This window comes from Acinetobacter sp. ANC 4169, from assembly GCF_002135355.1.
Lineage (GTDB): Bacteria > Pseudomonadota > Gammaproteobacteria > Pseudomonadales > Moraxellaceae > Acinetobacter.
Window position 1 is genome coordinate 28,682 of sequence record NZ_NEGE01000004.1, and the last position, 22,955, is coordinate 51,636.

Annotated in this window: 25 protein-coding genes and 4 tRNA genes; 6 read left to right on the forward strand and 23 right to left on the reverse strand. The window is 43.6% G+C overall.

Translation table 11 applies throughout. The annotated features are described in order from the left end of the window. Positions 1 to 14: 14 nt before the first annotated feature. From B9T26_RS04065 to B9T26_RS04085, 5 genes are all read right to left on the reverse strand, one after another. A tRNA-Arg gene (locus tag B9T26_RS04065) sits at positions 15 to 91 on the reverse strand. A gap of 197 nt (positions 92 to 288) precedes the next feature. Continuing rightward, positions 289 to 891: a dihydrofolate reductase family protein gene (locus tag B9T26_RS04070; protein WP_086198520.1), complete on the reverse strand. Its 603-nt coding sequence runs from the start codon at positions 889 to 891 to the stop codon at positions 289 to 291. A 154-nt stretch (positions 892 to 1,045) separates the two neighbouring features. Further along, positions 1,046 to 1,122: transfer RNA gene (locus B9T26_RS04075), tRNA-Arg, on the reverse strand. A 48-nt stretch (positions 1,123 to 1,170) separates the two neighbouring features. Next, positions 1,171 to 1,247 (reverse strand) — tRNA-Arg (locus tag B9T26_RS04080). A gap of 15 nt (positions 1,248 to 1,262) precedes the next feature. After that, positions 1,263 to 1,354, reverse strand: a tRNA-Ser gene (locus tag B9T26_RS04085). Positions 1,355 to 1,618: 264 nt separating this feature from the next. Between B9T26_RS04085 and rnr the strand changes: the two genes are divergently transcribed. The 5 genes from rnr (at position 1,619) to B9T26_RS04110 (ending at position 8,213) form a co-directional block, all read left to right on the forward strand. Then, on the forward strand, positions 1,619 to 4,042 hold the full coding sequence (gene rnr, locus B9T26_RS04090; RefSeq protein ID WP_205666401.1) for a ribonuclease R: 2,424 nt from the start codon (positions 1,619 to 1,621) through the stop codon (positions 4,040 to 4,042). A gap of 489 nt (positions 4,043 to 4,531) precedes the next feature. Further along, positions 4,532 to 6,586, forward strand: a complete 2,055-nt coding sequence (locus B9T26_RS04095) for a M3 family metallopeptidase (RefSeq protein WP_171262929.1) — start codon at positions 4,532 to 4,534, stop codon at positions 6,584 to 6,586. Positions 6,587 to 6,627: 41 nt separating this feature from the next. Continuing rightward, complete coding sequence (locus tag B9T26_RS04100; protein ID WP_171262930.1) at positions 6,628 to 6,837, forward strand: YheV family putative zinc ribbon protein; 210 nt, start codon at positions 6,628 to 6,630, stop codon at positions 6,835 to 6,837. A gap of 13 nt (positions 6,838 to 6,850) precedes the next feature. Continuing rightward, a complete protein-coding gene (locus tag B9T26_RS04105; RefSeq protein WP_086198524.1) occupies positions 6,851 to 7,288 on the forward strand; it encodes a hypothetical protein in 438 nt (145 codons plus the stop codon). A 52-nt stretch (positions 7,289 to 7,340) separates the two neighbouring features. Beyond that, the gene (locus B9T26_RS04110) at positions 7,341 to 8,213 is read left to right on the forward strand and encodes a DMT family transporter (RefSeq protein ID WP_086198525.1); all 873 of its coding nucleotides are present in this window, start codon (positions 7,341 to 7,343) and stop codon (positions 8,211 to 8,213) included. A gap of 73 nt (positions 8,214 to 8,286) precedes the next feature. On the opposite strand, the gene B9T26_RS04115 is transcribed toward B9T26_RS04110, so the two are convergent. The 5 genes from B9T26_RS04115 to B9T26_RS04135 form a co-directional block, all read right to left on the reverse strand. After that, complete coding sequence (locus B9T26_RS04115; RefSeq protein ID WP_086198526.1) at positions 8,287 to 10,485, reverse strand: TRAP transporter large permease subunit; 2,199 nt, start codon at positions 10,483 to 10,485, stop codon at positions 8,287 to 8,289. 185 nt (positions 10,486 to 10,670) lie between these two features. Next, positions 10,671 to 11,240, reverse strand: a complete 570-nt coding sequence (gene rrtA, locus B9T26_RS04120) for a rhombosortase (RefSeq protein WP_086198652.1) — start codon at positions 11,238 to 11,240, stop codon at positions 10,671 to 10,673. A gap of 90 nt (positions 11,241 to 11,330) precedes the next feature. After that, positions 11,331 to 12,386 (reverse strand): hypothetical protein, encoded by a 1,056-nt coding sequence (locus B9T26_RS04125; RefSeq protein ID WP_086198527.1) that lies wholly within the window; start codon positions 12,384 to 12,386, stop codon positions 11,331 to 11,333. A gap of 517 nt (positions 12,387 to 12,903) precedes the next feature. Then, a complete protein-coding gene (locus tag B9T26_RS04130) occupies positions 12,904 to 13,290 on the reverse strand; it encodes a hypothetical protein (protein ID WP_086174441.1) in 387 nt (128 codons plus the stop codon). Continuing rightward, entirely contained in the window at positions 13,283 to 13,540 is a 258-nt protein-coding gene (locus B9T26_RS04135) for a succinate dehydrogenase assembly factor 2 (protein WP_086174442.1), read from the reverse strand. Before B9T26_RS04135 ends, B9T26_RS04130 begins: the two co-directional genes overlap by 8 nt. A gap of 187 nt (positions 13,541 to 13,727) precedes the next feature. On the opposite strand from B9T26_RS04135, the gene B9T26_RS04140 reads away from it, so the two are divergent. Then, positions 13,728 to 14,900: an acyl-CoA dehydrogenase family protein gene (locus tag B9T26_RS04140; RefSeq protein ID WP_086198528.1), complete on the forward strand. Its 1,173-nt coding sequence runs from the start codon at positions 13,728 to 13,730 to the stop codon at positions 14,898 to 14,900. A gap of 33 nt (positions 14,901 to 14,933) precedes the next feature. Here the strand turns inward: B9T26_RS04140 and B9T26_RS15790 are convergent, their stop codons facing one another. From B9T26_RS15790 to rpsE, 13 genes are all read right to left on the reverse strand, one after another. After that, complete coding sequence (locus tag B9T26_RS15790) at positions 14,934 to 15,140, reverse strand: alpha/beta fold hydrolase (RefSeq protein ID WP_227518761.1); 207 nt, start codon at positions 15,138 to 15,140, stop codon at positions 14,934 to 14,936. After that, positions 15,044 to 15,553, reverse strand: coding sequence for an alpha/beta fold hydrolase (locus tag B9T26_RS04145; RefSeq protein WP_227518762.1), 510 nt, complete (start codon positions 15,551 to 15,553; stop codon positions 15,044 to 15,046). The genes B9T26_RS15790 and B9T26_RS04145 overlap by 97 nt, the downstream gene beginning before the upstream one ends. A 158-nt stretch (positions 15,554 to 15,711) precedes the next feature. Next, positions 15,712 to 17,208: a flavin-containing monooxygenase gene (locus B9T26_RS04150; RefSeq protein WP_086198529.1), complete on the reverse strand. Its 1,497-nt coding sequence runs from the start codon at positions 17,206 to 17,208 to the stop codon at positions 15,712 to 15,714. Between the two features lie 203 nt (positions 17,209 to 17,411). After that, positions 17,412 to 17,777 (reverse strand): 50S ribosomal protein L17, encoded by a 366-nt coding sequence (rplQ, locus tag B9T26_RS04155; protein ID WP_004281488.1) that lies wholly within the window; start codon positions 17,775 to 17,777, stop codon positions 17,412 to 17,414. Positions 17,778 to 17,795: 18 nt separating this feature from the next. After that, the gene (locus B9T26_RS04160; RefSeq protein ID WP_004869497.1) at positions 17,796 to 18,803 is read right to left on the reverse strand and encodes a DNA-directed RNA polymerase subunit alpha; all 1,008 of its coding nucleotides are present in this window, start codon (positions 18,801 to 18,803) and stop codon (positions 17,796 to 17,798) included. Between the two features lie 17 nt (positions 18,804 to 18,820). Continuing rightward, a complete protein-coding gene (gene rpsD / locus B9T26_RS04165; protein WP_086195760.1) occupies positions 18,821 to 19,447 on the reverse strand; it encodes a 30S ribosomal protein S4 in 627 nt (208 codons plus the stop codon). 12 nt (positions 19,448 to 19,459) lie between these two features. Then, entirely contained in the window at positions 19,460 to 19,846 is a 387-nt protein-coding gene (gene rpsK, locus B9T26_RS04170; protein WP_001040166.1) for a 30S ribosomal protein S11, read from the reverse strand. Between the two features lie 19 nt (positions 19,847 to 19,865). After that, positions 19,866 to 20,222, reverse strand: a complete 357-nt coding sequence (gene rpsM / locus B9T26_RS04175) for a 30S ribosomal protein S13 (protein WP_086174447.1) — start codon at positions 20,220 to 20,222, stop codon at positions 19,866 to 19,868. A 106-nt stretch (positions 20,223 to 20,328) separates the two neighbouring features. Next, complete coding sequence (rpmJ, locus tag B9T26_RS04180) at positions 20,329 to 20,445, reverse strand: 50S ribosomal protein L36 (protein WP_000867907.1); 117 nt, start codon at positions 20,443 to 20,445, stop codon at positions 20,329 to 20,331. Between the two features lie 19 nt (positions 20,446 to 20,464). Beyond that, positions 20,465 to 21,784 (reverse strand): preprotein translocase subunit SecY, encoded by a 1,320-nt coding sequence (secY, locus tag B9T26_RS04185; RefSeq protein WP_171262932.1) that lies wholly within the window; start codon positions 21,782 to 21,784, stop codon positions 20,465 to 20,467. Positions 21,785 to 21,829: 45 nt separating this feature from the next. Next, positions 21,830 to 22,270 carry a 50S ribosomal protein L15 gene (rplO, locus tag B9T26_RS04190; RefSeq protein ID WP_086174449.1) on the reverse strand — a complete coding sequence of 147 codons (441 nt, stop codon included), beginning with the start codon at positions 22,268 to 22,270 and terminating at the stop codon, positions 21,830 to 21,832. Positions 22,271 to 22,273: 3 nt separating this feature from the next. Next, positions 22,274 to 22,450: a 50S ribosomal protein L30 gene (gene rpmD / locus B9T26_RS04195; RefSeq protein ID WP_004691302.1), complete on the reverse strand. Its 177-nt coding sequence runs from the start codon at positions 22,448 to 22,450 to the stop codon at positions 22,274 to 22,276. Between the two features lie 6 nt (positions 22,451 to 22,456). After that, positions 22,457 to 22,954 carry a 30S ribosomal protein S5 gene (gene rpsE, locus B9T26_RS04200; RefSeq protein WP_004657688.1) on the reverse strand — a complete coding sequence of 166 codons (498 nt, stop codon included), beginning with the start codon at positions 22,952 to 22,954 and terminating at the stop codon, positions 22,457 to 22,459. Position 22,955 lies beyond the last annotated feature (1 nt).

Consider the following 22,955-nt stretch of genomic DNA (forward strand, 5'->3'; position numbering starts at 1 on the left):
CGATGTGATCAAGTTGGTGCGCTCAGAGAGATTCGAACTCCCGACCCCTTAGTTCGTAGCCAAGTGCTCTATCCAGCTGAGCTATGAGCGCGACGTCTTGATGTGGTGCATTATACGCGTTTTTAACGCGCTGTTAAGTGCTTTTTAACAAATACACAATCAAGTGGACAGTTATTGGGCAAAATTGGATTTTTCATCTATTTTTTAAGCAAAAAATGAATTTAATCCTGATGTACTACATCCACATACTGTAAATGGTCATGCTGATAAAAAGAATTGAATCATTTATCACTGCCCCACTGTGCCAGTTTTCACTTCTCCTGCCCGCTGGTAACAAGTGAACACCACACCACCAGACGTAACTAAGTGATCGGTTAATTCAAAAGCCGTAGCAGTTGTACCCTCGGCAAATAAACGTTTACCTGTACCCAGAATAACTGGAAAAGTCATCAAATACAGTTCGTCCACCAGATTATGTTTAAAAAGCGTCTGTGCCATATGTGCACTGCCATGCACTTTGATATCCCCACCTTCTGACGCTTTGAGCTTCTTCACATCATCCACATTTTTCAAAAACACAGAATTTTGCCAGTCAGAGTGATTCAGGCTATTGGACATCACATACTTGGTGACCTCGTTGATTCCCGCCCACATTTCAGCATGTGTTGGCCAGTAAGGTTCCCAAATTTTAAATGTGTTTCTGCCCAAAAGAATATCGGTGGACTGCATCCATTTTTGCATGAGGGTATCGATCACCTGGTCTTGCTTGGTAAAATAAGGAGCAACCCAGCCACCATATTTAAAACCGCCAGATGGGTCTTCCTGGGGTCCGCCTGGTGCTTCAATAACGCCATCTAAAGTCATAAATTCCTGAACAATGATTTTTCTCATCTTATTTTTCTCTTATCGGATCTTCATTTTGTTTATTTTATAGCCTGGTATTTTTTTATGATTCAAATTTATTTTAATGATATAAATTTCAGACACAAAAAAACCGCAACATGTGCGGTTTCTTCCAGTTTTACATCTGTCGATGTGTTCAAGTTGGTGCGCTCAGAGAGATTCGAACTCCCGACCCCTTAGTTCGTAGCCAAGTGCTCTATCCAGCTGAGCTATGAGCGCGTACTTGAGTTGCTTTTCAGCATTCGTTACATTTACGTTTAACTTGATTGGTGCGCTCAGAGAGATTCGAACTCCCGACCCCTTAGTTCGTAGCCAAGTGCTCTATCCAGCTGAGCTATGAGCGCATTTCAAGTTATTCGTGGCGGTGAGAGAGGGATTCGAACCCTCGGTGGGCTTTAAGACCCACGCTCCCTTAGCAGGGGAGTACCTTCAGCCACTCGGCCACCTCACCGTAACGAGCCGCCATAATACAAATTAAAGTTAATTTCTTCAAGTCACATTTCAAAAATTTCTGATTTTTTTGATCAATCATCTATTTTTTAAACAATTTCCGAGTTGAGCCCGTACTTTTCCCGGTTATTCGGCAGTTGTTACTGTGAAATATGCTGCTTCACGTTAGAATTAGGACTGAAAAACACAATATTGCAATCATTTACGTGCAGTATCCTGCTGCATGACTTATGCTAATCCTATCTTCTGACATGAAGCCAAAGACATTATGAAAAATTGGGTCGATCCTGAAGCTAAAGCTGAAGCTGAACGCTATGAAAATCCTATTCCCAGCCGTATTCTTATTTCTGAAACGATTGAAAAACTACAAGCACCACAGTCTCATGCAGATTTAGTGGAACATTTTGAAATTGCCGATCAAAAAAGTATTGATGCGCTGAGCCATCGCCTGATTGCCATGGTTCGAGATGGCCAGTTAATGAAAGATGGATACAAGTTCCAGCTTGCAGCCAGCCAGCCGACTCATGAAGCCACCGTCTATATCAATTCCAAAGGTTTGGGCAGCGCCTCGATTGCCGATCATGATGATATTTTATTGCCTGAACGCGAATTGCGTCTGGTGTTTAATGGAGACCGCGTCAAGGTTCGTCAAACCTCGGTCGACCGCAAAGGTAAGCCTTGGGGTTTTATTACCGAAGTGATGCAACATCGCGTAAAGCAGATTATTGGTAAAGTTTCGGTCTATGACGGCGAATACTTTATTCAGCCAGGCAATCCGAATGCGCATCAGCCGATTACCTTAGAAAAAGAACTGATTGAACACGCCCAAGTCAAAGTGGGTGATTCTGTTCGTGTGGCGATTGATGACTACCCGACCCGGGAAGAATTGCCGACAGGACACATCGTGCAATCCATGGCAGATAAAGCCGATACGGAAATCATTATTCCGCAAACCATTTTAGAATTTGGTTTACCTTATGAATTTCCAGAAGAAGTGCTTCGCGATGCAGAGCACTTTAAAGAACCTTCTGCACAGGATCGCGAAGGCCGTATCGATTTACGTGACTTGGCCCTAGTCACCATTGACGGTGAAGATGCCCGCGACTTTGACGATGCAGTCTATGCCGAAAAACGCCCAGGCGGCGGCTACCGCGTAGTGGTGGCGATTGCTGACGTGAGCCATTATGTACGTAACGACAAACCACTGGATGATGAAGCCCAAGAACGTGGCACGTCAGTATATTTCCCGCACTTTGTGCTGCCCATGTTACCGGAAGCCTTATCTAATGGCTTATGCTCGCTGAATCCACATGTTGACCGCCTATGTATGGTTTGTGATTTAAAACTGTCACGTGCTGGCCGCGTTACAGGTTTTGAATTCTATCCATCGGTCATGCATTCCAAAGCTCGTCTGACTTATACCCAGGTGGCGCAGTATTTTGATGGTGACAGCAAGGCCATTCCTGAAGATCGTGAAGTTCGCAAGTCGATCAACACCCTGTTCCAATTGTATCAAGTTCTCAAAGGTTTACGTGCTGAACGTCATGCCATGGAATTTGAAACGGTTGAAACTTACATGACCTTTGACGAACTCGGTGGAATCAAGGAAATTTTGCCGCGTTCACGTAATGAAGCACACAAACTGATTGAAGAATGCATGTTGCTGGCCAACGTTGCAGCAGCAGAATATGCCTTGGAAAATGACATTCCGATGTTGTACCGTGTGCATGAGCCGCCTGAATTTTCACGTATCCAGAAAGTACGTGAATATGTGAAATTGCTGGGCCTGCCCTTCCCTGAACAGCCAACCCAAAAAGATTATCAGGCGGTGATTGAAGCCACCAAAGACCGTATTGATGCGCCAAGCATTCACGCGGTGTTGTTACGCTCGATGATGCAGGCCTATTACGGCGCCAACAATGCCGGGCATTTTGGTTTGGCTTATGAAGCGTATACGCATTTCACCTCTCCGATTCGCCGTTACCCAGACTTGTTATTGCACCGTGCCATCAAAGCACATTTAAAACAAAAGCCTTTCGCGCTTTCTGGTGCTGCTCTGGATGATGCCGGTGAACATTTCTCGCAAACAGAACGCCGTGCAGATGAAGCATCACGTTCGGTCACCACCTGGTTGAAATGTCACTATATGCAGCAGCATTTAGGTGAAGAGTTTGTTGGTATCATCAGTGCCGTGGCTGAGTTTGGCCTGTTCGTCACTCTAAAAGACTTGTATGTCGATGGCATGGTTCACGTGAGCCAACTGGGCGATGACTTCTTTGTTTATGACCAAGCTAGCCAAAGCCTGGTCGGTCAAAATCGCGGTCAAACCTTTAGTCTGGGCGATGAAGTCAAAATTAAAGTGGCAGCCGTGAATCTGGAAGATCGCAAGATTGACTTTGAACTGTTGCAACAAATGACCCATGCCGGCCGTGCGATTCGAAGCCGTGCGCCACGTGTGGCCCAGACGACAGCCAAAGAAGAAGTCTTTAACCCGCGTGCGAAAGCCGTGGTGAGTGAAGAGGGTGAACAGCCGATTCGCAAGAAAAAGCCTAAAACCAAATCTGCTTCACCAGTTAAAAAGTCAGATAAAAAATCTTCAGCCAAGGCGGATGCCAAAGCCAAAGACAAGCTGAAGAAAAAGTCTAAACCGAAAAAGAAAAAGTCGAACGCGAAAGCCAAGATAGAATAATTTTTCGATAAAAGTCCTACTAATGCCAGTCAGTTAAGAAATTGACTGGCTTTTTTATTGTGAATTCATCATGGTTATTTGATACGCGGGGTCGTCATCCGCAACCTGAGCAAGAATAAAAGCATTGCTTTTATTCGCAGCGCAAGGCGAAGCACTAATCTTTGGAATAGACTGTTTTTGCAATAAGTCATTCTATATGCAGAAAGTGAACAAGTTTTGCGGTGAGGTACGCTGCACCGCAAGATGCTTTTCTTGCGAAGCTTTGTTTCGCAAGGAACAAACGAGCTCCGAATATTTGATTTAAAAGGTAAGACCCCCTCGTGAATAATCAAAAAGTTAAAGGGTTTATTGAAAACCTTCTAACTGATCAGCAGTACTTATCTAGGGCTTTTTATTGAGTCTGATCTGGAAAGTATTTACCGACTGAAAAATAATAGCCCTTGATTTACCCTTCTCTAAGCCTTACATCTACTATTAACTTTATAAATGATATGGCGTATAGAAATGACTTTAGAAAAGGCGACCTTGCCCGTTCCACAATTTGACCAGATTCAACTGGCCGATTTAAAACAACAGATTGAACAAGCCATTCAACAAGGACAAAATTTTCTCAAGGATTTAACCGCAGTCCCAGAAGATGTTCAGGCACAGCTGAATATTCTGGAACAGGTCGATACGCTGGAAAACAACATGAGCGAAGCTTGGGGCGTGCTGTCACACCTCAACGCCGTAATGAATAACACAGAAACACGTGAACTTTATCAATTCCTGCTTCCAGCATTAAGCGAATACTACACTCAACTGGGTCAACATACGGTGCTGTATCAAAGCTATCAGCATGTGCATGATGCAGCGGTGTTTAATACGCTTCCAGCAGCCCATCAAAGTGCCATTAAACTGGCACTGCGCGATTTCAAACTTTCAGGTGTAGCTTTAGAGGGTGAAGCGAAAAAACGTTATGCTGAAATTTCTTCGCGTTTGTCGCAGCTATCATCAGACTTCTCGAATCATGTATTAGATGCCACCCAAATCTATTTCAAGCCTCTGACCGAAGAACAACTCAAAGGCTTGCCGCAAAGCAGTATCGATCTGCTCAAACAATATGGTCAGCAACGTGAACTGGATCAGCCAGTCGCGACCTTGGACATTCCGGCTTATCTGGCCATCATGACCTATGCCGATGACCGTGGCTTACGTGAAGAACTGTATAAAGCCTATACCACTCGTGCCTCCAACCTGTCCGATCATCCTGAGTTTGACAATACCCAGGTGATGGAGGAAATCTTAAGTCTGCGTCATGAAATGGCACAGTTACTTGGTTTTAAGAATTTTGCAGAACTCTCACTGGCCAGCAAAATGGCACCCGATGTCGAAACTGTAGATAAGTTTCTGGTTGATCTGGCTGAACATGCACGAGCACCAGCAAGCAAAGAGATCGCCGAATTAAAAACTATTGCCATTCAGGATGGCATACTCGAATTACAGCCTTGGGATACCGGCTACTATTCTGAAAAGCTGAAATTGCAACAGTTCAATTTATCTCAGGAATCACTGAAACCGTATTTCCCTGCACCGAAAATCCTGCAAGGCCTGTTCAGCATTGTTAACCGTCTATATGGCATCAACATTGTGGAACGTGAAGCGCCGGTCTGGCATCCCGATGCACGCTATTTTGAACTGGAAGATCAAGGCAGCGTAGTCGGTGGCTTCTACCTCGATCTTTACGCACGCAGTGGCAAACGCGGTGGCGCATGGATGAGTGGTTTCCGCTCGCGCATGCAAACCAAACAGGGTTTGCAAAAACCGATTTGCTACATGGTCTGCAACTTTACCCCTGCTGTCGGCAATCAGCCGGCGCTGCTTACTCATGATGAAGTGAATACCCTGTTCCATGAATTTGGTCATGGTCTGCATCATCTGTTGACCGAAGTCGATCATATTGCGGTTGCAGGGACTCACGGCGTAGATTGGGATGCAGTCGAGCTTCCTAGCCAGTTTATGGAGTTCTGGACCTGGGATAGCGATAGTCTCGATCTGCTTAGTGAACACATCGAAAGCAAGCAGCATTTGCCAGAAGATTTACTTAAATCCTTATTGGATGCTCGTTTCTTCCAGTCCGGCATGCAAACCTTGCGTCAAATCGAATTTGCCTTATTTGACTTGCATATTCACAAGCATAGCTCCGCTTTAAATGCCGAACAGGTGCAAGCGACACTGGATGAAATCCGTCAAAAATATGCGGTAGCACCAACGGCGAGTTATAACCGTTTCCAGCATAGCTTTAGCCATATTTTTGCCGGAGGCTATGCTGCGGGTTATTACTCTTACAAATGGGCTGAAGTTTTGGCCAGTGATGCCTTCGATCGTTTCGAACAGGAAGGAATTTTTAACATACAGACCGGAAAAGAATTTCGTCAATTTATTCTAGCAGTTGGCGGAAAAGATACAGCACTTGACGCGTTTATCAATTTCCGCGGACGCGAGCCAAAAATAGATGCGTTATTACGTCATCAAGGTTGGACGAAGCCCTCTAAAAACGCTTAAACTAGGGATCTAAGATTGTTCAGAAGGTTAGGATGATGACTATCAAACGTCGTTTCATTGCAGGTGCTAAATGTCCAAAATGTGAAGCGCTAGATCGGATTGTCATGCTAACTTCTGGCGACGATGAATGGATTGAATGTATCGACTGCGGCTATAACGAAAATCGGCCAACGCATGTCGATGAACCACAAATGCCGGAACTTCCGGATGAGATTGGTGTCATTCAGTTCAAACCACGTCAGCCTAAATAAAAACAGGTTCACTATGACATTAGATCAAAGAAATAGCCCAAAACTTTTATTGGGCATTACTGGGGGATTGGTTGCAATCATTGTGCTTTTTTTGGCATATCAATGGTTTTTTGCAACTTCAAACGAAACACTGCCTGAACATGAAGGAGCCAGCTTGACCGCTCCTGTAAAACCGGCACCATCTACTACTGCAGAACCGCAAGCAGCTACTGCTAAAAGTGATCCGGAAACCATTCAACTGGTGGATGAAAAAATTCTGAAAGCGCCAGTTTCAGAAAATGCTTCTTTGGCCAAAGAAGAAGTCGCCAAACTGGACGATATCCAGAACCAGCTCCATGAGCAAGAAACCATGCTGAAAGCACAACATGCCGATGCCGATGAGCTAATTGCCCTCAAACAAGAACAGATTAAATTACTTGAAGCCCAACTGGCTCAAAAACAATCATTATAATGCGTGAAAATTCAGCTAAAATATCGACACATATTTTAGCTGAATTTGTTTAATGCCCACCCCAAGAAGCAACCTTAATTTAATCAAGGCACTCAGCTTTCTCACCTGCTCTGCTTTTCTGTTTTCCCTGATGGGTGTCTGTATTCGTTATGCATCGCACAGCGTAGACAATCCCACCATTGTTTTTTTCCGCAATTTTGTCGGTCTGTTTATTTTTCTGCCGCTGATTTTTAGCAAAGGCATTGGATTTTTTAAGACGGAAAAAATCTGGATGCATAGCTGGCGTGCCGTGATCGGACTGATTGCCATGTATGGGTTCTTTTATGCCATTGCCCATTTAAAACTGTCCAATGCCATGGTGTTCACCTATTCTTCTCCGATTTTTATTCCACTGATTGCCTGGTTATTCCTGAAAGAAAAAATCACCAAATCCATGCTGCTTGCGGCGGCCATTGGTCTGGCCGGGGTGATATTTGTAGCCAAGCCTGATGCAGGCATGTTTAACCAGATGTCAGTGATTGGTCTGGGGGCAAGCTTCTTGGCAGCCATGGCCTTTGTGACAGTACGTGCACTCACCAGTACCGAATCGCCAGAAAAAATCGTGTTTTATTTCTGCTTTATAGGCACTCTCATTTCCATGATTCCGATGTTCTGGTTATGGCGTCCTTATACTTGGACTGAACTTGGTTTCTTGATTGGCGCGGGTCTGCTGGCCAATATCAGCCAAATTTTTATGTCTAATGCCTATAAACTCGCCCCTGCCGGACAAATTGGCCCAGTGAATTATATTGCGATTATTTTTGCCGGCATCTGGGGCTTTATATTCTGGCAAGAAACACCTGATCATTATAGCCTGATGGGCTTCGGGCTGATTTTGAGTGCGATTATTCTTTGTAGTCCCTTGATTCAAAAGCGCTCAGCTTAATCATTCAGGCCGATCTTCCAAATATAAATAAGGCATAAAAAAGCACCCGAAGGTGCTTTTTTAGAATGATAAATTAATGATACCAACCGAACATTTTAAAAATATACGGCGCATAAGTCACAATCAGCAAGGATGGGAACAGCACCATAATCGGCAGCAACCAGCGTTCATAACGGTAATAGAACTTGGTGTATTTGGCCTTCGCTTCCGCATCGGCCGCACGCACCTCATCATCACCCACCGACATTCGGGTCAGGAGATGATTCAGCGCCACTGGCGGAGATACATAGCCCAGCTCAAATGCAACCAATACAATCATCCAGAAATGGATTGGATGGATGCCATTTTCATAAGCCACTGGGGCAATGGTTGCAGCCACCAGAATAACCGCGCCAAACGGGTCTGTAGTCATGCCGACAATTGCCAGCAATAGGGCAATAAAGGCCAGTGAAATATAGATGTTACCCAAATGCGTTGGCAACAATTCCACCACTTCACTACGTTCAATCAGACCACCTACACTTGCAGACAAAGCCATCAAGATAATCAGTGCTCCAATATGTCCAACGGTTTCTGCCGAAGCAAACCACATGGAATGAGCAAAACCACGTGATTTTTCTCCCCCATGCGGCGTATGGTCACGCATAAAGGTCGACTGTTTTTCATGTTCCAAAGCTAAAGCAGCATGACGGTCTGGTGGCGTCACAAAACGATCGCCCCACCACTTATCAAACATAATATAAGCAATCAGAATAATAGGCAGAATCACCGGTGCAGTGAATTCATCCATTTGGGTATCCAGACCCAGGGTATACATTAAAATGACAACAACAGTAATCACAATATAAGGAATCACCGGCACAATGGCTTTCAACATGCCCGGCACCGCCACTCTAGGCGAATTCACACGGAAACGTGTTTCCGCAAGATACAGCGATACACCCAGGAAGATTAAAGCCGTCAGCCAGAATACATAGATACCATGATCAAACAGTTCATCTGAAGTCACATGTCGGCTGTCGAGCATCGAAATCAGAATCACCAGCAAGCATGGACGAATCACCACCCCCAGCGAGCCTGACATGGCTGAAACAGCCAAGGCATATTGACGGCGAGAACCCGAGTTCCAGACTTCCTTATAAATGATCGCACCTGCCGCCACAACGAAGATCCCTGATGCACCGGTATAAGCGGTTGGAATCGCAGCAGCAATCAAAATCAACCAGGTCAGGGTTTCAGGTGCCAGATTCCAGGGACGTAAAATACCGAGGAATAAATCCATCACCCGGGTTTGGGTCAATAGCATACCTGCCCAGATAAACAGGGCTAGGTTTAAGAAAATGCCTGAGAATTCCACCAGAATTCCGAGGTAAATCCCTTGCCCCATTGGATAATCCATGACAAAGGTAAAAACCAGCCCGGTCACCAATGCCATGTAGGCATATAAAGGCACACTCAGTAAAGCCAGCCCCAGATTACCCTTAGCTTCCTGTTTGGCTGCAGGTGGTTTAAACAGTTGTAGCAGACTGATCAGGGTCAAGGTAATAAATAGGAAAATCCACAGCCAGTAAACAGTCAGTGTTTCATAGGTTGAAGCCACACCCGAATTGATAATGGAATGGTATTGGCTGAGTACCGATGCAGTGAGCAGACCATTACCCAATGCCATAAACAGGGCATAAACGCGATAATCCAGCTTGGTGGTTGGCGCACGTAAACCAATATGGTGAAACTTGACAGAAGCAGTAATTGCAGCGACCACAACCATCAGCAATAAAATAATCACACGGTTTTCAGTACCAAATTTAAAGACACCAAAGAATGATGTTTCAAGGGTACGGTAACTTCTTATCGTTGGATGATCATCCATATATTTAATGGCTTTATCATAGAACTGATACTTTTCCTGACATTGTTGTTGTCCTGCCATGACCGAAGCCCGGACATCTGCTTCCGATGTAGTACCGAAAATATCGGCAAACTCATCATTGGCATTGGCCTTCATCTGCTTCTGTACTTGTGCATCAATATCTGGATGTAAATCACAGCTTGGCTTGGTGGGTTCTGCACGTAAAAAAGAATATTGCATGCCAATTTGTTCATTGCCATACAAACGTTCACCCACACGTAATAGCTGTCCATGAATCATCTCACCGGTACCGATGATGAGCGTGAGCAAAAGCAGTAAGAGAATGACAAAAGTCGAAATCCATTCTGTCCATATATAACGTAACAGACCTAATCCTGATCTGTTGTTTTCATCATTTTGCATGTGCCTTCCTATTTCTTATTTTGATCATTGCCACAGCTTCAGCAATGCCAACTTTCCCTTTCTGAATAGACAATACCCTTTCTCTATTCAATCTCTTTATTCTTATGAACAAATTTGCATTAACTCGATACCAATGAAAATGACAATATGTATTTTCTTTTCTGTTTTAAATGTCAATCTCGCCACTATTCCACGAAATATTCCCATAAAACATAGGCCAAGGCGATTACTACCCCTCCAATCACTCCTAATAAATGTGCTTCGACCAATACCGGACTGCCAATCAGTTCAGCTGTGCCGACACTGCCGACCGTATTTTCCCAAATCAATTTCCCCAAAATCAGGCACAACACCAATGCCGCAAAATTACGTTCTTTCCGATACAGCAAATGCACACATGCTACGGTGACATATGCCCCATGCAATACCCCGGACAAGCCCGCATAGGCTTCTATATCGGGAAAGAAATAATAAAAACACAGGCTGATAAACGGCGGAAGTAATACCAATAAAGCAATAAAATGCCAGATTTTGACGCGAGGAAAAATGAAAGGTAAGCAGGCGAAAGCCAGCATATTCAGCAGATAATGAATCCATCCCACATGTACCCAATGGGCAGTCCATAAACGCCAGAATTCTTTTAACAAACTGGCTTGCCAATAGATAAATGAATCTGCAAAAACTTGAAGGCATGCCGAGAAAGACATTACAAATGCAATAAAAATAATTTTTCGCATCAGAAACGGGTCTTTCATGGGCATGCCCTCCAGCTTAGAAGTAATGTATTCAAATGAACCCATCCTTCAAGCCACTCTTTTTTTTATTCTCTGTTCAGCACGCTCGACTTAAGATGATGCCGCGCTATCATTTTCAGTGAACAAATCATCCAATTCTGCAGAATTGTCCTTCTCATCCCAGAAACGTTGCATGCCATCATCATTAGAGCGGATTCCGGTATGTTCCGTCCAATAACGGTCTGAAATACCCTGCACCATATTTTGTGCCATGCTGTCTACAAGTCGAAATTGTGGATTGACCGGTTTTTCTTCAGTACGGGCAGCGGCAAATGCTTTCAGTGCATCACGCATCTTGGCATCATCGCCACTGGCTTGAGCTGCAACCGCATACAAGGCATGAGATAAACGCACCCCTTTTTGCTCACCCAGCTGTACCGACTGTTTTAAAGTCTGGTAAGGATCTGGCTTGCCATCGCCTGCACCCGGCAATAAGGTCCAAATGACTGCACGTGCTGCTTCTGGTGCTCCCCAGAATTTAGCATTGTCCAGACACACCATACCGCGTTCAACCACGGCAGCGATATCTTTCGGTACATTCACTGCACCGCCAGAATTAATGTCATTGGTCATGGCCTGTAAGCCACTGATCATTCCCATCAAATACACGGTTTGATCCAGATCGCTTTTCATTTTTGGGCATCCATCACCCAAGGCCTTATTATATTTTGCTTCCCAACGCTTTTCTAACAGCTGGTAGCCTGCATATTGACGTTGTGCAGCAATGGCAGCCCAGCGTTTTTGTTGAATACGGGCATCTTGCGCTTCTGAAACCTGACCGGCTTTAGAGGCACGTAAATAATGTAATTCTGCTTCTAATGCCTGATTTTCAGCACAGATTCCTGATGAAGCATATAACAGTACCGCAATACGGGTTGGATCTGCCCCCATATCTTTGGTTGACATAATGGCTGGCGTTAAGGCATTGCCTGAATTACACGCCATATCCGCATCATCCATAGCTAAGATTGGCGGTACAATATGTTTCTCACTAAAACCTAGGGCAATATTTGCCCCTGATTTAACCACTTGAGAACACCCTGATAATAAAGAACTTGTAACGATGACAACTGCCATACCCTGGCATATTTTTTGGACTTGCGACATTTTCCTGTCCTCTATAATTGTGTTTATGTCCATAGCACCTAAACATATCAGATGCGAAATCTGAATAAAAGAGTATTCACTCTAATTAGGTTTGATACTTTGCCACGAAATGACGTACGGAAAATTGACTGTATTCCATGAAGTTAAAAATTTTGGGCAAAAAAAAGTAGCATTGCGACGGTTCGGCACATGCTACTTATCAAGGGGTAAAAGCCTATTGGCTTTCATGTTGTGCAAATCGATCCTTCAGCACGGTTCCTAGTCGTCCAATAACAATTGCCAAAACAATTGCTACCACCGGAAACATCCAAGTTGGAATCATCATGACGATTTCCTCATTTGCTGTTGGTGTTTTTAATTTACATTTAGCTTAAATAATTCCGGGGAAAAATTGTCTGACAATTGCAATATTTGTTATTTTTCTGATTCAACTGTCTTACAAAAAACAAATACTTATATTCATGTTATTGATTATTAATATTTTAATTAAAATAAATTTTATACAACTGTCTAACAATCAGGTCAATTTCGCCAGTTTTTTCAGTGCTTTCCATTGCTGAAAGGATAATTGATCGATCCAGATCAAGAGTGGCTTCTCCTGAAAATGCTGGAAATACACCACTATATAAAGCTGATGATCAACCAGATGACTAATCGATACGCGTTTTACCTGTTGTGATTTTAAATGTGAAAGTGACCATTCACGTGCATGCAAATGCTCAAAACAGATCGGTTGAGGAACTTTTAAGCCATAGGCATAGGTCAGCACACCCAACAAAATGCACAGCAACCATAACCATGCCGGCAAGAGTTGCTGTAAAAGTACAATTAATAAAGTAAAAATGATCAGCTGAAATACAAAGGCCAAACGACTGCGTTTCAGCTGAAAACAACGATTAGCCATGAACGTAATGCTTCAACTTGACAATCAAGGCTCTCATTTCCGGACGAGGGGGTTCAGAAACTTCCATAAACCAATCTAACAGGTCTGGGTCTTCTTGTGCGACCAATTCGGCAAAAACTTCTTTCTCGGCTGCATCAGCCTGTAAATAATGATTTTTTACATAGGGATCAAAGTACACATCAATTTCTTTTAAACCGCGACGAGCACGATAAATGACTTTGCGTTCTTCCAAGCTGATTTCTTCGCTCATAGCTTTCCCCAACTGTGTGAAAATTTTTGCTAGTTTACCCTATCCCTCTCCCCTATTTCGAGCCATTTCCCCGAATTGACCAAATTCATCATTTTATATGCAGATTTGAGCATTCATCTCATTGTGGCTTGCGGCTCAATCTTCTAATTTTTAACTAACAATAACTTTGTAGATGGACACAACAATAATGCAATCAGCTGCGATCCGACCTTTAGCCAATATGCTGCCACGTCATTTATTTAACGCAGAGCATGAAGCCTTCCGTGAAAGCGTACGAAAATTTTATGAAAAGGAAGTGGTTCCCAATATTGCCAAATATGAACAGCAACAGCATGTTGACCGGGATTTATGGAACAAGGCCGGTGCAATGGGCCTACTTTGTGCCACCATGCCAGAGCAATACGGGGGATCGGGTGTAGACCGTCTTTACAGTATGATCCTGATTGAAGAACAGGCCTATGCCATGGATTCATCCACTGGCTTTTCACTACATTCGGATATTGTAGCCAATTACATCTTCAATTTTGGCAATGAGCAACAGAAATCAAATTGGTTACCGAAAATGGCTTCAGGTGAAGTGGTCACTGCTATTGCCATGACTGAACCGGGAACCGGCTCAGACCTGCAAGCGGTACGTACCACTGCTGTACTGGATGGTGATGACTATGTGATTAATGGTTCGAAAATCTTTATCACCAATGGCTACCTGTGTGACATGGCCATTGTGGTCTGCAAAACAGGAGACAGCGATAAAGGTTCAGCCAATTTATCTTTACTCATCGTTGAAGCTGACCGTGCTGGCTTTAGCAAAGGCAAACCCTTGAATAAAATTGGCATGAAAGGACAAGATACCTGTGAGTTGTTCTTTGACAATGTGCGCGTGCCTAAAGAAAATTTGCTGGGTATGGAAGGCATGGGTTTTATGATGCTAATGAAAGAACTGGCCTGGGAACGCATGCTGGTCGCCATCATTTGTCAGGCGGGAGCCGAAGCTGCATTTGCGCATACGGTGCAATACACCAAACAACGCCAAGCTTTTGGTAAACCGATTAGTGCTTTTCAAAATACCCGCTTTAAACTGGCTGAATTACGTACCGAAATCGATTTTTGCCGTGCCTATCTGGATCGGTGTATGGAATTGCAGCTCTCTGAACAGCTGGGGATTGATGCTGCAGCAGCGGCGAAATACAAAATTTCCGAAATATTTTCTAAAGTCGTGGATGAATGCCTGCAACTGCATGGCGGTTATGGCTACATGATGGAATACCCAATCGCACGTGCCTATATCGATAACCGTGCCAACCGGATTTATGCCGGTACCAATGAAATTATGAAAGAACTGATTTCGCGTTCACTATAATCAGAAGCCCATCTGTTGATGGGCTTTTTTCTTTTAGGCAATGTCTGCTAAAAATCCAGTAATCAACGCCAGCACCTGTTCCGGTTGTTCTTTATGCGGCATATGATGCAGACCTTGCAATATCTGCAATTCAGCGGTTCCCTTCACTCCTGCAAAGATTTTCTGCGGCTGTGCTGTTGTTGCATATTCATCCAACTCACCATGAATGACCAAGCTTGGGCATTGTACTTGTGGCAGCACCTCACGTAAATTCCAGTCACTAAAGCCTTACAGCACTGTGGATATTCAGCAGCAATGGCTGCGGACATTCCCCCACCTACACTATGACCGAGCACAATAAAATGTTTCAGATCAAAATAATCAAGCACAACCTTAAATCCATGGGTCGCTTCAGTCATGACAAAATCCAGTGCCAAAGATTGGTCATTGACGGATGATTGCCCAAAGCCAATCCGGTCATAGGCATATACAACACGCTGGGTCTGAGCTGCAAGTTGCGCAGGAAAATCACGCCATAAAGCCACACTGCCCAGTGAATCATGCATCAATATAATCGGTGCCAATTCTGGATTAGCTTCAGCAGACTGCCATGATTTGGCATAAATGAAATAAGAATGAAATGACAACTGGTATTCACGCGCTAAAATACTCAAAACTTATTCCTATGCTGGCTTAATTCGTTTTGTTCCATCATGTAGGAGTTTGCCGCAGAACTAAAGATTACAACTTGAACTCGTGATTCAATATGCATAAAAAAAGGAGCATTTTGCTCCTTTTTTAAATAACAATCAGGCTTAATAAGAAAACTCAATCATGAGACCAAACGCGGTGTCACGTTTTTATTATCCTTTTGCTCACGCTTATGGAATTTAAGTACGCCATCATCAAAGCGCGCATGCTTTAATTGTTTACGGTCAGCCAGATAATTATTGGATACGCTCCAAGGTGCATGCTTGCCCTGTTTTGGCATCACATCTGCGGCACGGGCAATATAGCCTGAAGATAAACTGCCCATGACGGTATCTTCCATTAACTCGGTCACATCGCCTTGAGGACGCACTTCATCATAGCCGTTTTTGTCCATATGATTGATCAAACGGCAAATATAATCTGCCGCAATATCCACTTTCAGTGTCCAAGAGGCATTGATATAGCCAATAATCATTGCCATGTTTGGCACATCACTGACCATGATGCCCTGATACAGCATATGTTTAGAGGTATTCATCGGCTTGCCATCAATCGTGGCCTGCATGCCGCCTAAAATTTGAATATTGAGTCCGGTTGCAGAGACAATAATATCCGCATCCAAGTGCTTGCCTGATTTTAATTGAATACCAGTTTCAGTAAATTTTTCAATTTGATCAGTTTCAACTGATGCACGGCCTTCACGTAAAATCTTGAATAAATCACCATCTGGCACCACACATAAACGTTGATCCCATGGCTCATAGTTCGGAGTAAAATGTTTCATATCCACCTTACCTTTGAGCTGAAATTCAATTGATTTCAACAGCAAACTACGCAGTAATTTAGGCTGTTTCTGTGCCAATGCATAAATACCACGCTGCATGCCAATATTACGTGCACGCGTTAATTTATAGGCCACATCTTCTGGCAAGTATTTGCGCATTTTGTCATAGACCAAATCAATCGAAGGAACCGAGGCGATATAGGTCGGTGAACGTTGCAACATGGTGACATGAGATGCCCCACCTTTCGCCATGGCTGGCACCAAGGTAATTGCTGTTGCCCCACTGCCAATAATCACTACTTTTTTACCTGAATAATCGAGTTGCTCAGGCCAATGCTGCGGATGAATGAAATCGCCCTTGAATGCAGACTGACTAGGGAATTCTGGCTGAAAGCCTTGATCGTAATTATAGTAACCGGTGCAACCTATAACGAAATTTGCCACCCAGGTTTGCTTTTTTTGGGATGCATCTTCAATTTCGACATTCCACTTTCGAGTGGCTGAATTATAATTTGCAGCTAACACCCGGTGCTGGAAATGTATTTTATTTTTGAGCTGATACTCATCAATCACTTCAGATAAATAATTCTTGATGGATGGTCCATCTGCCAGAACACTGGCTTTTTGCCACGGTTTAAAATTAAAACCAAAGGTTGACATATCCGAATCGGAACGAATTCCAGGATACTTAAATAAATCCCAGGTTCCACCAAAACTTTCGCGACGCTCAATAATTTCAAATTGGCGTTGTGGACAGTTTTTAGAAAGATGAACAGCAAGACCAATACCAGAAATACCGGCACCTATAATCAAGACATCAATATGTTTTTCCATGTTCTTTTTATAACCTGTTTAAGCTTTATTTTATTAAACCACAAAATTGACAATACTCAATGTCAAGTTTGTACAAAACTGATAAAAAATATGTCAGTTCAGGACAAAAGCATAAATTGTCAAACAATGAAAAAACAACAGGCATAAAAAAGACCGGTGAAACACCGGTCTTTTTTAGAACAACTGAAGCTATTCTTGCGAAATTAGTTAACTTCGCGATCTACTAGCTCAACGTAAGCCATCGGTGCAGCATCACCTGCACGGAAGCCCGCTTTAAGAACACGTAGATAACCGCCGTTACGTTCTTTGTAACGAGGGCCAAGAACGGTAAATAATTTACCAACAGTTGCTGCTGAACGAGTACGAGCAAACGCTAAACGACGGTTTGCAACAGTATCGTTTTTAGCTAAAGTGATTAAAGGCTCAGCTACACGACGTAACTCTTTAGCTTTAGGCACAGTTGTTTTAATCAACTCGTGCTCGAACAAAGAGTTAGCCATGTTTTGGAACATCGCTTTACGATGACTGCTTGTACGGCCTAATTTCACACCACTATTACGATGACGCATGGTGATAGTCCTACTTAATTAACGGCTACGATAGGCGAAACGATCGTCCATACGGAGACTAGCTGGTGGCCAGTTCTCTAAACGCATGCCGAGTTGTAAGCCCTTAGAAGCCAGAACATCTTTGATTTCAGTTAACGATTTTTTACCAAGGTTAGGAGTTTTTAACAACTCCACTTCAGTACGTTGAACCAAGTCACCGATGTAGTAAATATTTTCTGCTTTCAAACAGTTAGCAGAACGAACAGTAAGCTCTAGATCATCTACTGGACGAAGCAAGATTGGATCCACTTCTTCGCGAGGCTCTTGAGCAACAGGAGCTTGATCTTTCTGAAGATCAACAAAAATTGCAATTTGTTGTTGCAAGATTGTTGCCGCTTTGCGGATTGCTTCTTCAGGATCAACTGTACCATTGGTTTCAAGATCAATGATCAATTTATCAAGGTCAGTACGTTGTTCTACACGAGCGTTTTCCACTGTGTAAGACACGCGCTTGATTGGGCTATAAGAAGCATCTAACTGTAAGCGACCCACAGGGCGAGTCTCGCCTTCTGGGAAACGTGAATCAGAAGTTTCATAACCGCGACCTTGAGAAACTTTCAGGCGCATTTTTAAATTGCCTGATGCACTCAAAGTGCCGATCAAATGCTCAGGGTTTACCACTTCAACATTATGAGGTAAACGAAGATCAGCGGCTGTTACATCGCCTGGACCTTGTTTTTCTAATGTTAAATATGCTTCGTTTTGATCGAACAGCTTAATCGACAATCCTTTTAGGTTCAGCAAGAGCTCGACGATGTCCTGCTGCAAGCCTTCCAAGGTACTGTACTCGTGCTCAACCCCTTCTATTTCAACTTCTACCACAGCAGCGCCAGGTAAAGAAGAAAGAAGGATACGACGTAAAGCATTACCAAGAGTATGACCAAAGCCACGCTCTAATGGTTCTAGAATCACTTTTGCCGAGGTCCCGCTAGCCGCTTCGACCTTGATCGCTTGCGGAGTTAGAAACTCATTTGCAGTACGCGTCATTATTGCTACCTCAAGGATTATTTAGAATACAATTCTACAATCAAGCTTTCGTTGATTTCAGCAGGTAAATCAGAACGATCCGGTGCAGCTTTAAACGTACCTTCTAATTTTGAATGGTCAACTTCCATCCAAGAAGGGATACCACGTTGAGCAGCCAATTCAATTGCGCCTTTAATACGCAATTGTTGTTTAGCACCTTCGTGAACCGCGATTACATCACCAGCTTTAACTTGGATAGACGCGATGTTAACACGACGACCATTCAAAGTAATGCTACGGTGAGATACAAGCTGACGAGCTTCTGCACGTGTAGAACCAAAACCCATGCGATAAACGACGTTATCAAGACGGCTTTCAAGCAGTTTCAACAAGTTTTCACCTGTTGCGCCTTTAACACGAGCAGCTTCTTTATAGTAGTTACTAAATTGACGTTCTAACACACCGTACATACGACGTACTTTTTGTTTTTCACGTAATTGTAGTGAGTACTCAGATTGTTTACTGCCACGAGCCCCGCCATGTTGGCCAGGTGCTTTAGCATGTTTTTTAGTTTTGACGTCAAATGGTTTAACGCCAGATTTTAATTGCAGGTCTGTCCCTTCGCGGCGAGAGAGTTTGCATTTTGGACCAATATAACGAGCCATGAATGATTCTCCTTACACACGACGTTTTTTAGGTGGACGGCAACCGTTGTGCGGGATTGGCGTCACATCGGTAATGCTGTTAATTTTATAACCCACTGCACCTAAAGCACGAACCGCAGATTCACGACCAGGACCAGGACCTTTTACAAGGACGTCCAAGTTTTTCAAACCGTAATCCAAAGCAGCTTTACCAGCAACTTCAGCAGCTACCTGAGCAGCAAACGGAGTTGATTTACGTGATCCACGGAAGCCTTGTCCACCAGAGGTAGCCCAAGCCAGTGCATTACCTTGACGATCGGTAATAGTCACAATGGTGTTATTAAAAGAAGCGTGAATGTGTGCAACACCTTCAGAGACGGTACGAGTGACCTTCTTGCGTGTGCGTGTATCTTTAGCCATCTTTTAGCTTCCAGAAATCTTATTTCTTAATAGGTTTGCGCGGACCTTTACGGGTACGTGCGTTAGTTTTGGTGCGTTGTCCACGGACAGGCAAGCTGCGACGATGACGAAGACCGCGGTAGCAGCCTAAATCCATTAAACGTTTAATGTTCATGGAAATTTCGCGACGTAAATCACCTTCGGTCGGAACCTTGGTAATTTCTGCACGAATCGCATCAAGTTGAGCATCATCCAATTCACGGATCTTGGTAGTTGGTGCAATACCCGCAGCAGCTAAGATGTTCTTAGCAGTGTGGCGACCGATACCAAAAATATACGTGAGGGAGATAACAGCATGCTTGTTATCCGGAATGTTTACACCGGCAATACGAGCCATTCACTTTCTCCAAAAAGGCAGTAGAGATAATCAACCGCCCCACAAATATCTTGAGGGGCGGATAATAACCTAATTAGCCTACTGAAATCAACAGGTCTTGATCAGATTAACCTTGACGCTGCTTATGACGAGGTTCAGCGCTACAAATCACGCGGATAACCCCATTACGACGGATAACTTTACAGCTACCACAAATTTTTTTAACAGAAGCTTGTACTTTCATGATGAAACCTCAAGTGCGCTTATCCCTTAGGATGAGCAGTCGTTTTTCTCATTAACGTTTGATTGTCATACTGGTGCGAAGTGAGATGAGCTTGCAGCTGAGCCATAAAGTCCATCACAACTACTACTACGATCAACAAAGATGTACCACCCAAATGAAATGGAATACCAAAAGAACTTTGCAGAATCATCGGCATTAAACAGATGATCGTAATGTAAATTGCACCAATAAACGTCAAACGATTAAGAATATGATCTAAGTAACGAGCAGTTTGCTCACCTGGGCGAATACCAGGTACATAAGCTCCGCTGCGTTTCAAGTTTTCTGATACTTCTTTAGGACTGAACACAAGTGCAGTATAGAAATAACAGAAAAAGATAATTAACGCACCGAAGAGCACCAAATACAAAGGTTGTCCAGGCGATAATACCAATGCCAAATCTTGTAGGCTACGCTTTACGATTCCCGCATTTGGATCAGAACTACCTAACCATTGACCTAAACTTGCAGGGAACAACAATAACGAACTAGCGAAAATTGCTGGAATAACCCCTGCCATATTCAATTTCAATGGCAAATGTGTCTGCTGTGCAGTGAATACGCGACGCCCTTGTTGCTTTTGAGCATAGTTAACCGGTATACGACGTTGAGCCTTTTCAATAAATACAATCGCAGCAAGAACCGCAACTGAAAGTAATGCAAACACAGCCAGACCAATTAAACTTGATTGACCGTTATCCACCGAAGTGAAAGCTTGAATTACAATTGTAGGCAAACCAGCAACAATACCTGCGAAAATGATCATCGAGATGCCATTACCAACACCACGTTCGGTAATTTGCTCTCCCAACCACATTAAGAACATGGTGCCTGCAACCAACGAAGTTACAGCAGGAATGTAAAAAGCCAGTCCTGAAGTCAAGGTAATCCCTTGGCTAATCAGACCAGCACACATACCCACACCTTGTACCAATGCAAGTAATAACGTGCCGTAACGCGTATATTGATTAATCTTACGCTTACCCTGCTCGCCTTCTTTCTTTAATGCTTCCAGCGAAGGAACCACAGTCGACATTAACTGCACGATAATCGATGCAGAAATGTATGGCATGATCCCCAACGCAAGAATTGACATTCGCTCTAATGCTCCGCCAGAGAACATATTAAACAAACCTAAGAAAGTACCTTCATTAGCTTTGAAAAAACGTTCTAAAGCGACATTATCAATACCCGGCAGTGGTATATGTGCTCCTAGTCGAAAGACCAATAATGCGCCAACCAAAAACATTAATCGACGAATAATTTCACGATATTTCACATGAAATGGCTGGCCTTTCATCATGTTGACATGACCTGAAGAACTAGGAGACATAGACACTAGCGATTACTCCTCGACTTTACCGCCAGCAGCTTCAACAGCAGCTTTAGCGCCTTTAGTCAAAGCAACACCTTGTACAGTGAATGCACGAGTAATATCACCAGAAAGTACGATACGAGCACGAGTCATATCTTTACGTACAACATTGGCAGCTTTTAAAGTTTCAAGTGAAATGATATCACCTTCAACTTTAGCGAGCTCTGATAAACGTACTTCAGCAGTTTTTAAAGCAAGTTGGCTAGTGAAGCCGAATTTAGGCAAACGACGATATAACGCAGTTTGACCACCTTCGAAACCTGGACGTACACCACCGCTCTTACGTGATTTTTGACCTTTGACACCACGGCCACCAGTCTTACCAACGCCAGAACCGATACCACGGCCTAAACGAAGGTTGTCACGTTTAGCACCTTCTGCAGGTGCAATAGTATTTAAACGCAGAGTCATGGCTTATTCCTCTACACTAACCATATAGTAGACTTGGTTGATCATACCACGGTTAGAAGGCGTATCTTGCACTTCTACAGTATGACCAATACGACGCAGACCTAAACCTTGAAGGCTAAGCTTGTGATTTTTCAAGCGGTGCGCAGAAGATTTAGTCTGGGTAACTTTAATCGTTTTCATGATTGATTACCCTTGAATTTGTTCTACTGAAAGACCACGTTTCGCAGCGACTTTCTCAGGAGAAGTCATATCACGCAAACCTTTGAAAGTTGCGTTAACTACGTTAGCAGCGTTAGTAGAACCGTAACATTTAGCAAGTACGTTATGTACACCAGCAGCTTCCAAAACAGCACGCATCGCGCCACCAGCAATTACGCCAGTACCTTCAGAAGCAGGCTGCATGTAAACACGGCTTGCACCATGACGAGCATTCACAGGGTGTTGCAGAGTAGTACCTGCAAGATCAACAGTGATCATGTTGCGACGAGCAGCTTCAAGTGCTTTAGAAATAGCAGCTGGAACTTCACGTGCTTTACCACGACCAAAACCTACACGACCATTACCATCACCCACAACAGTTAATGCTGTGAAAGAGAAGATACGACCACCCTTAACAACTTTGGCTACACGATCAACGGCAACCAGCTTTTCAACAAGACCTTCGTTTTGTTCAACTTTAGCCATG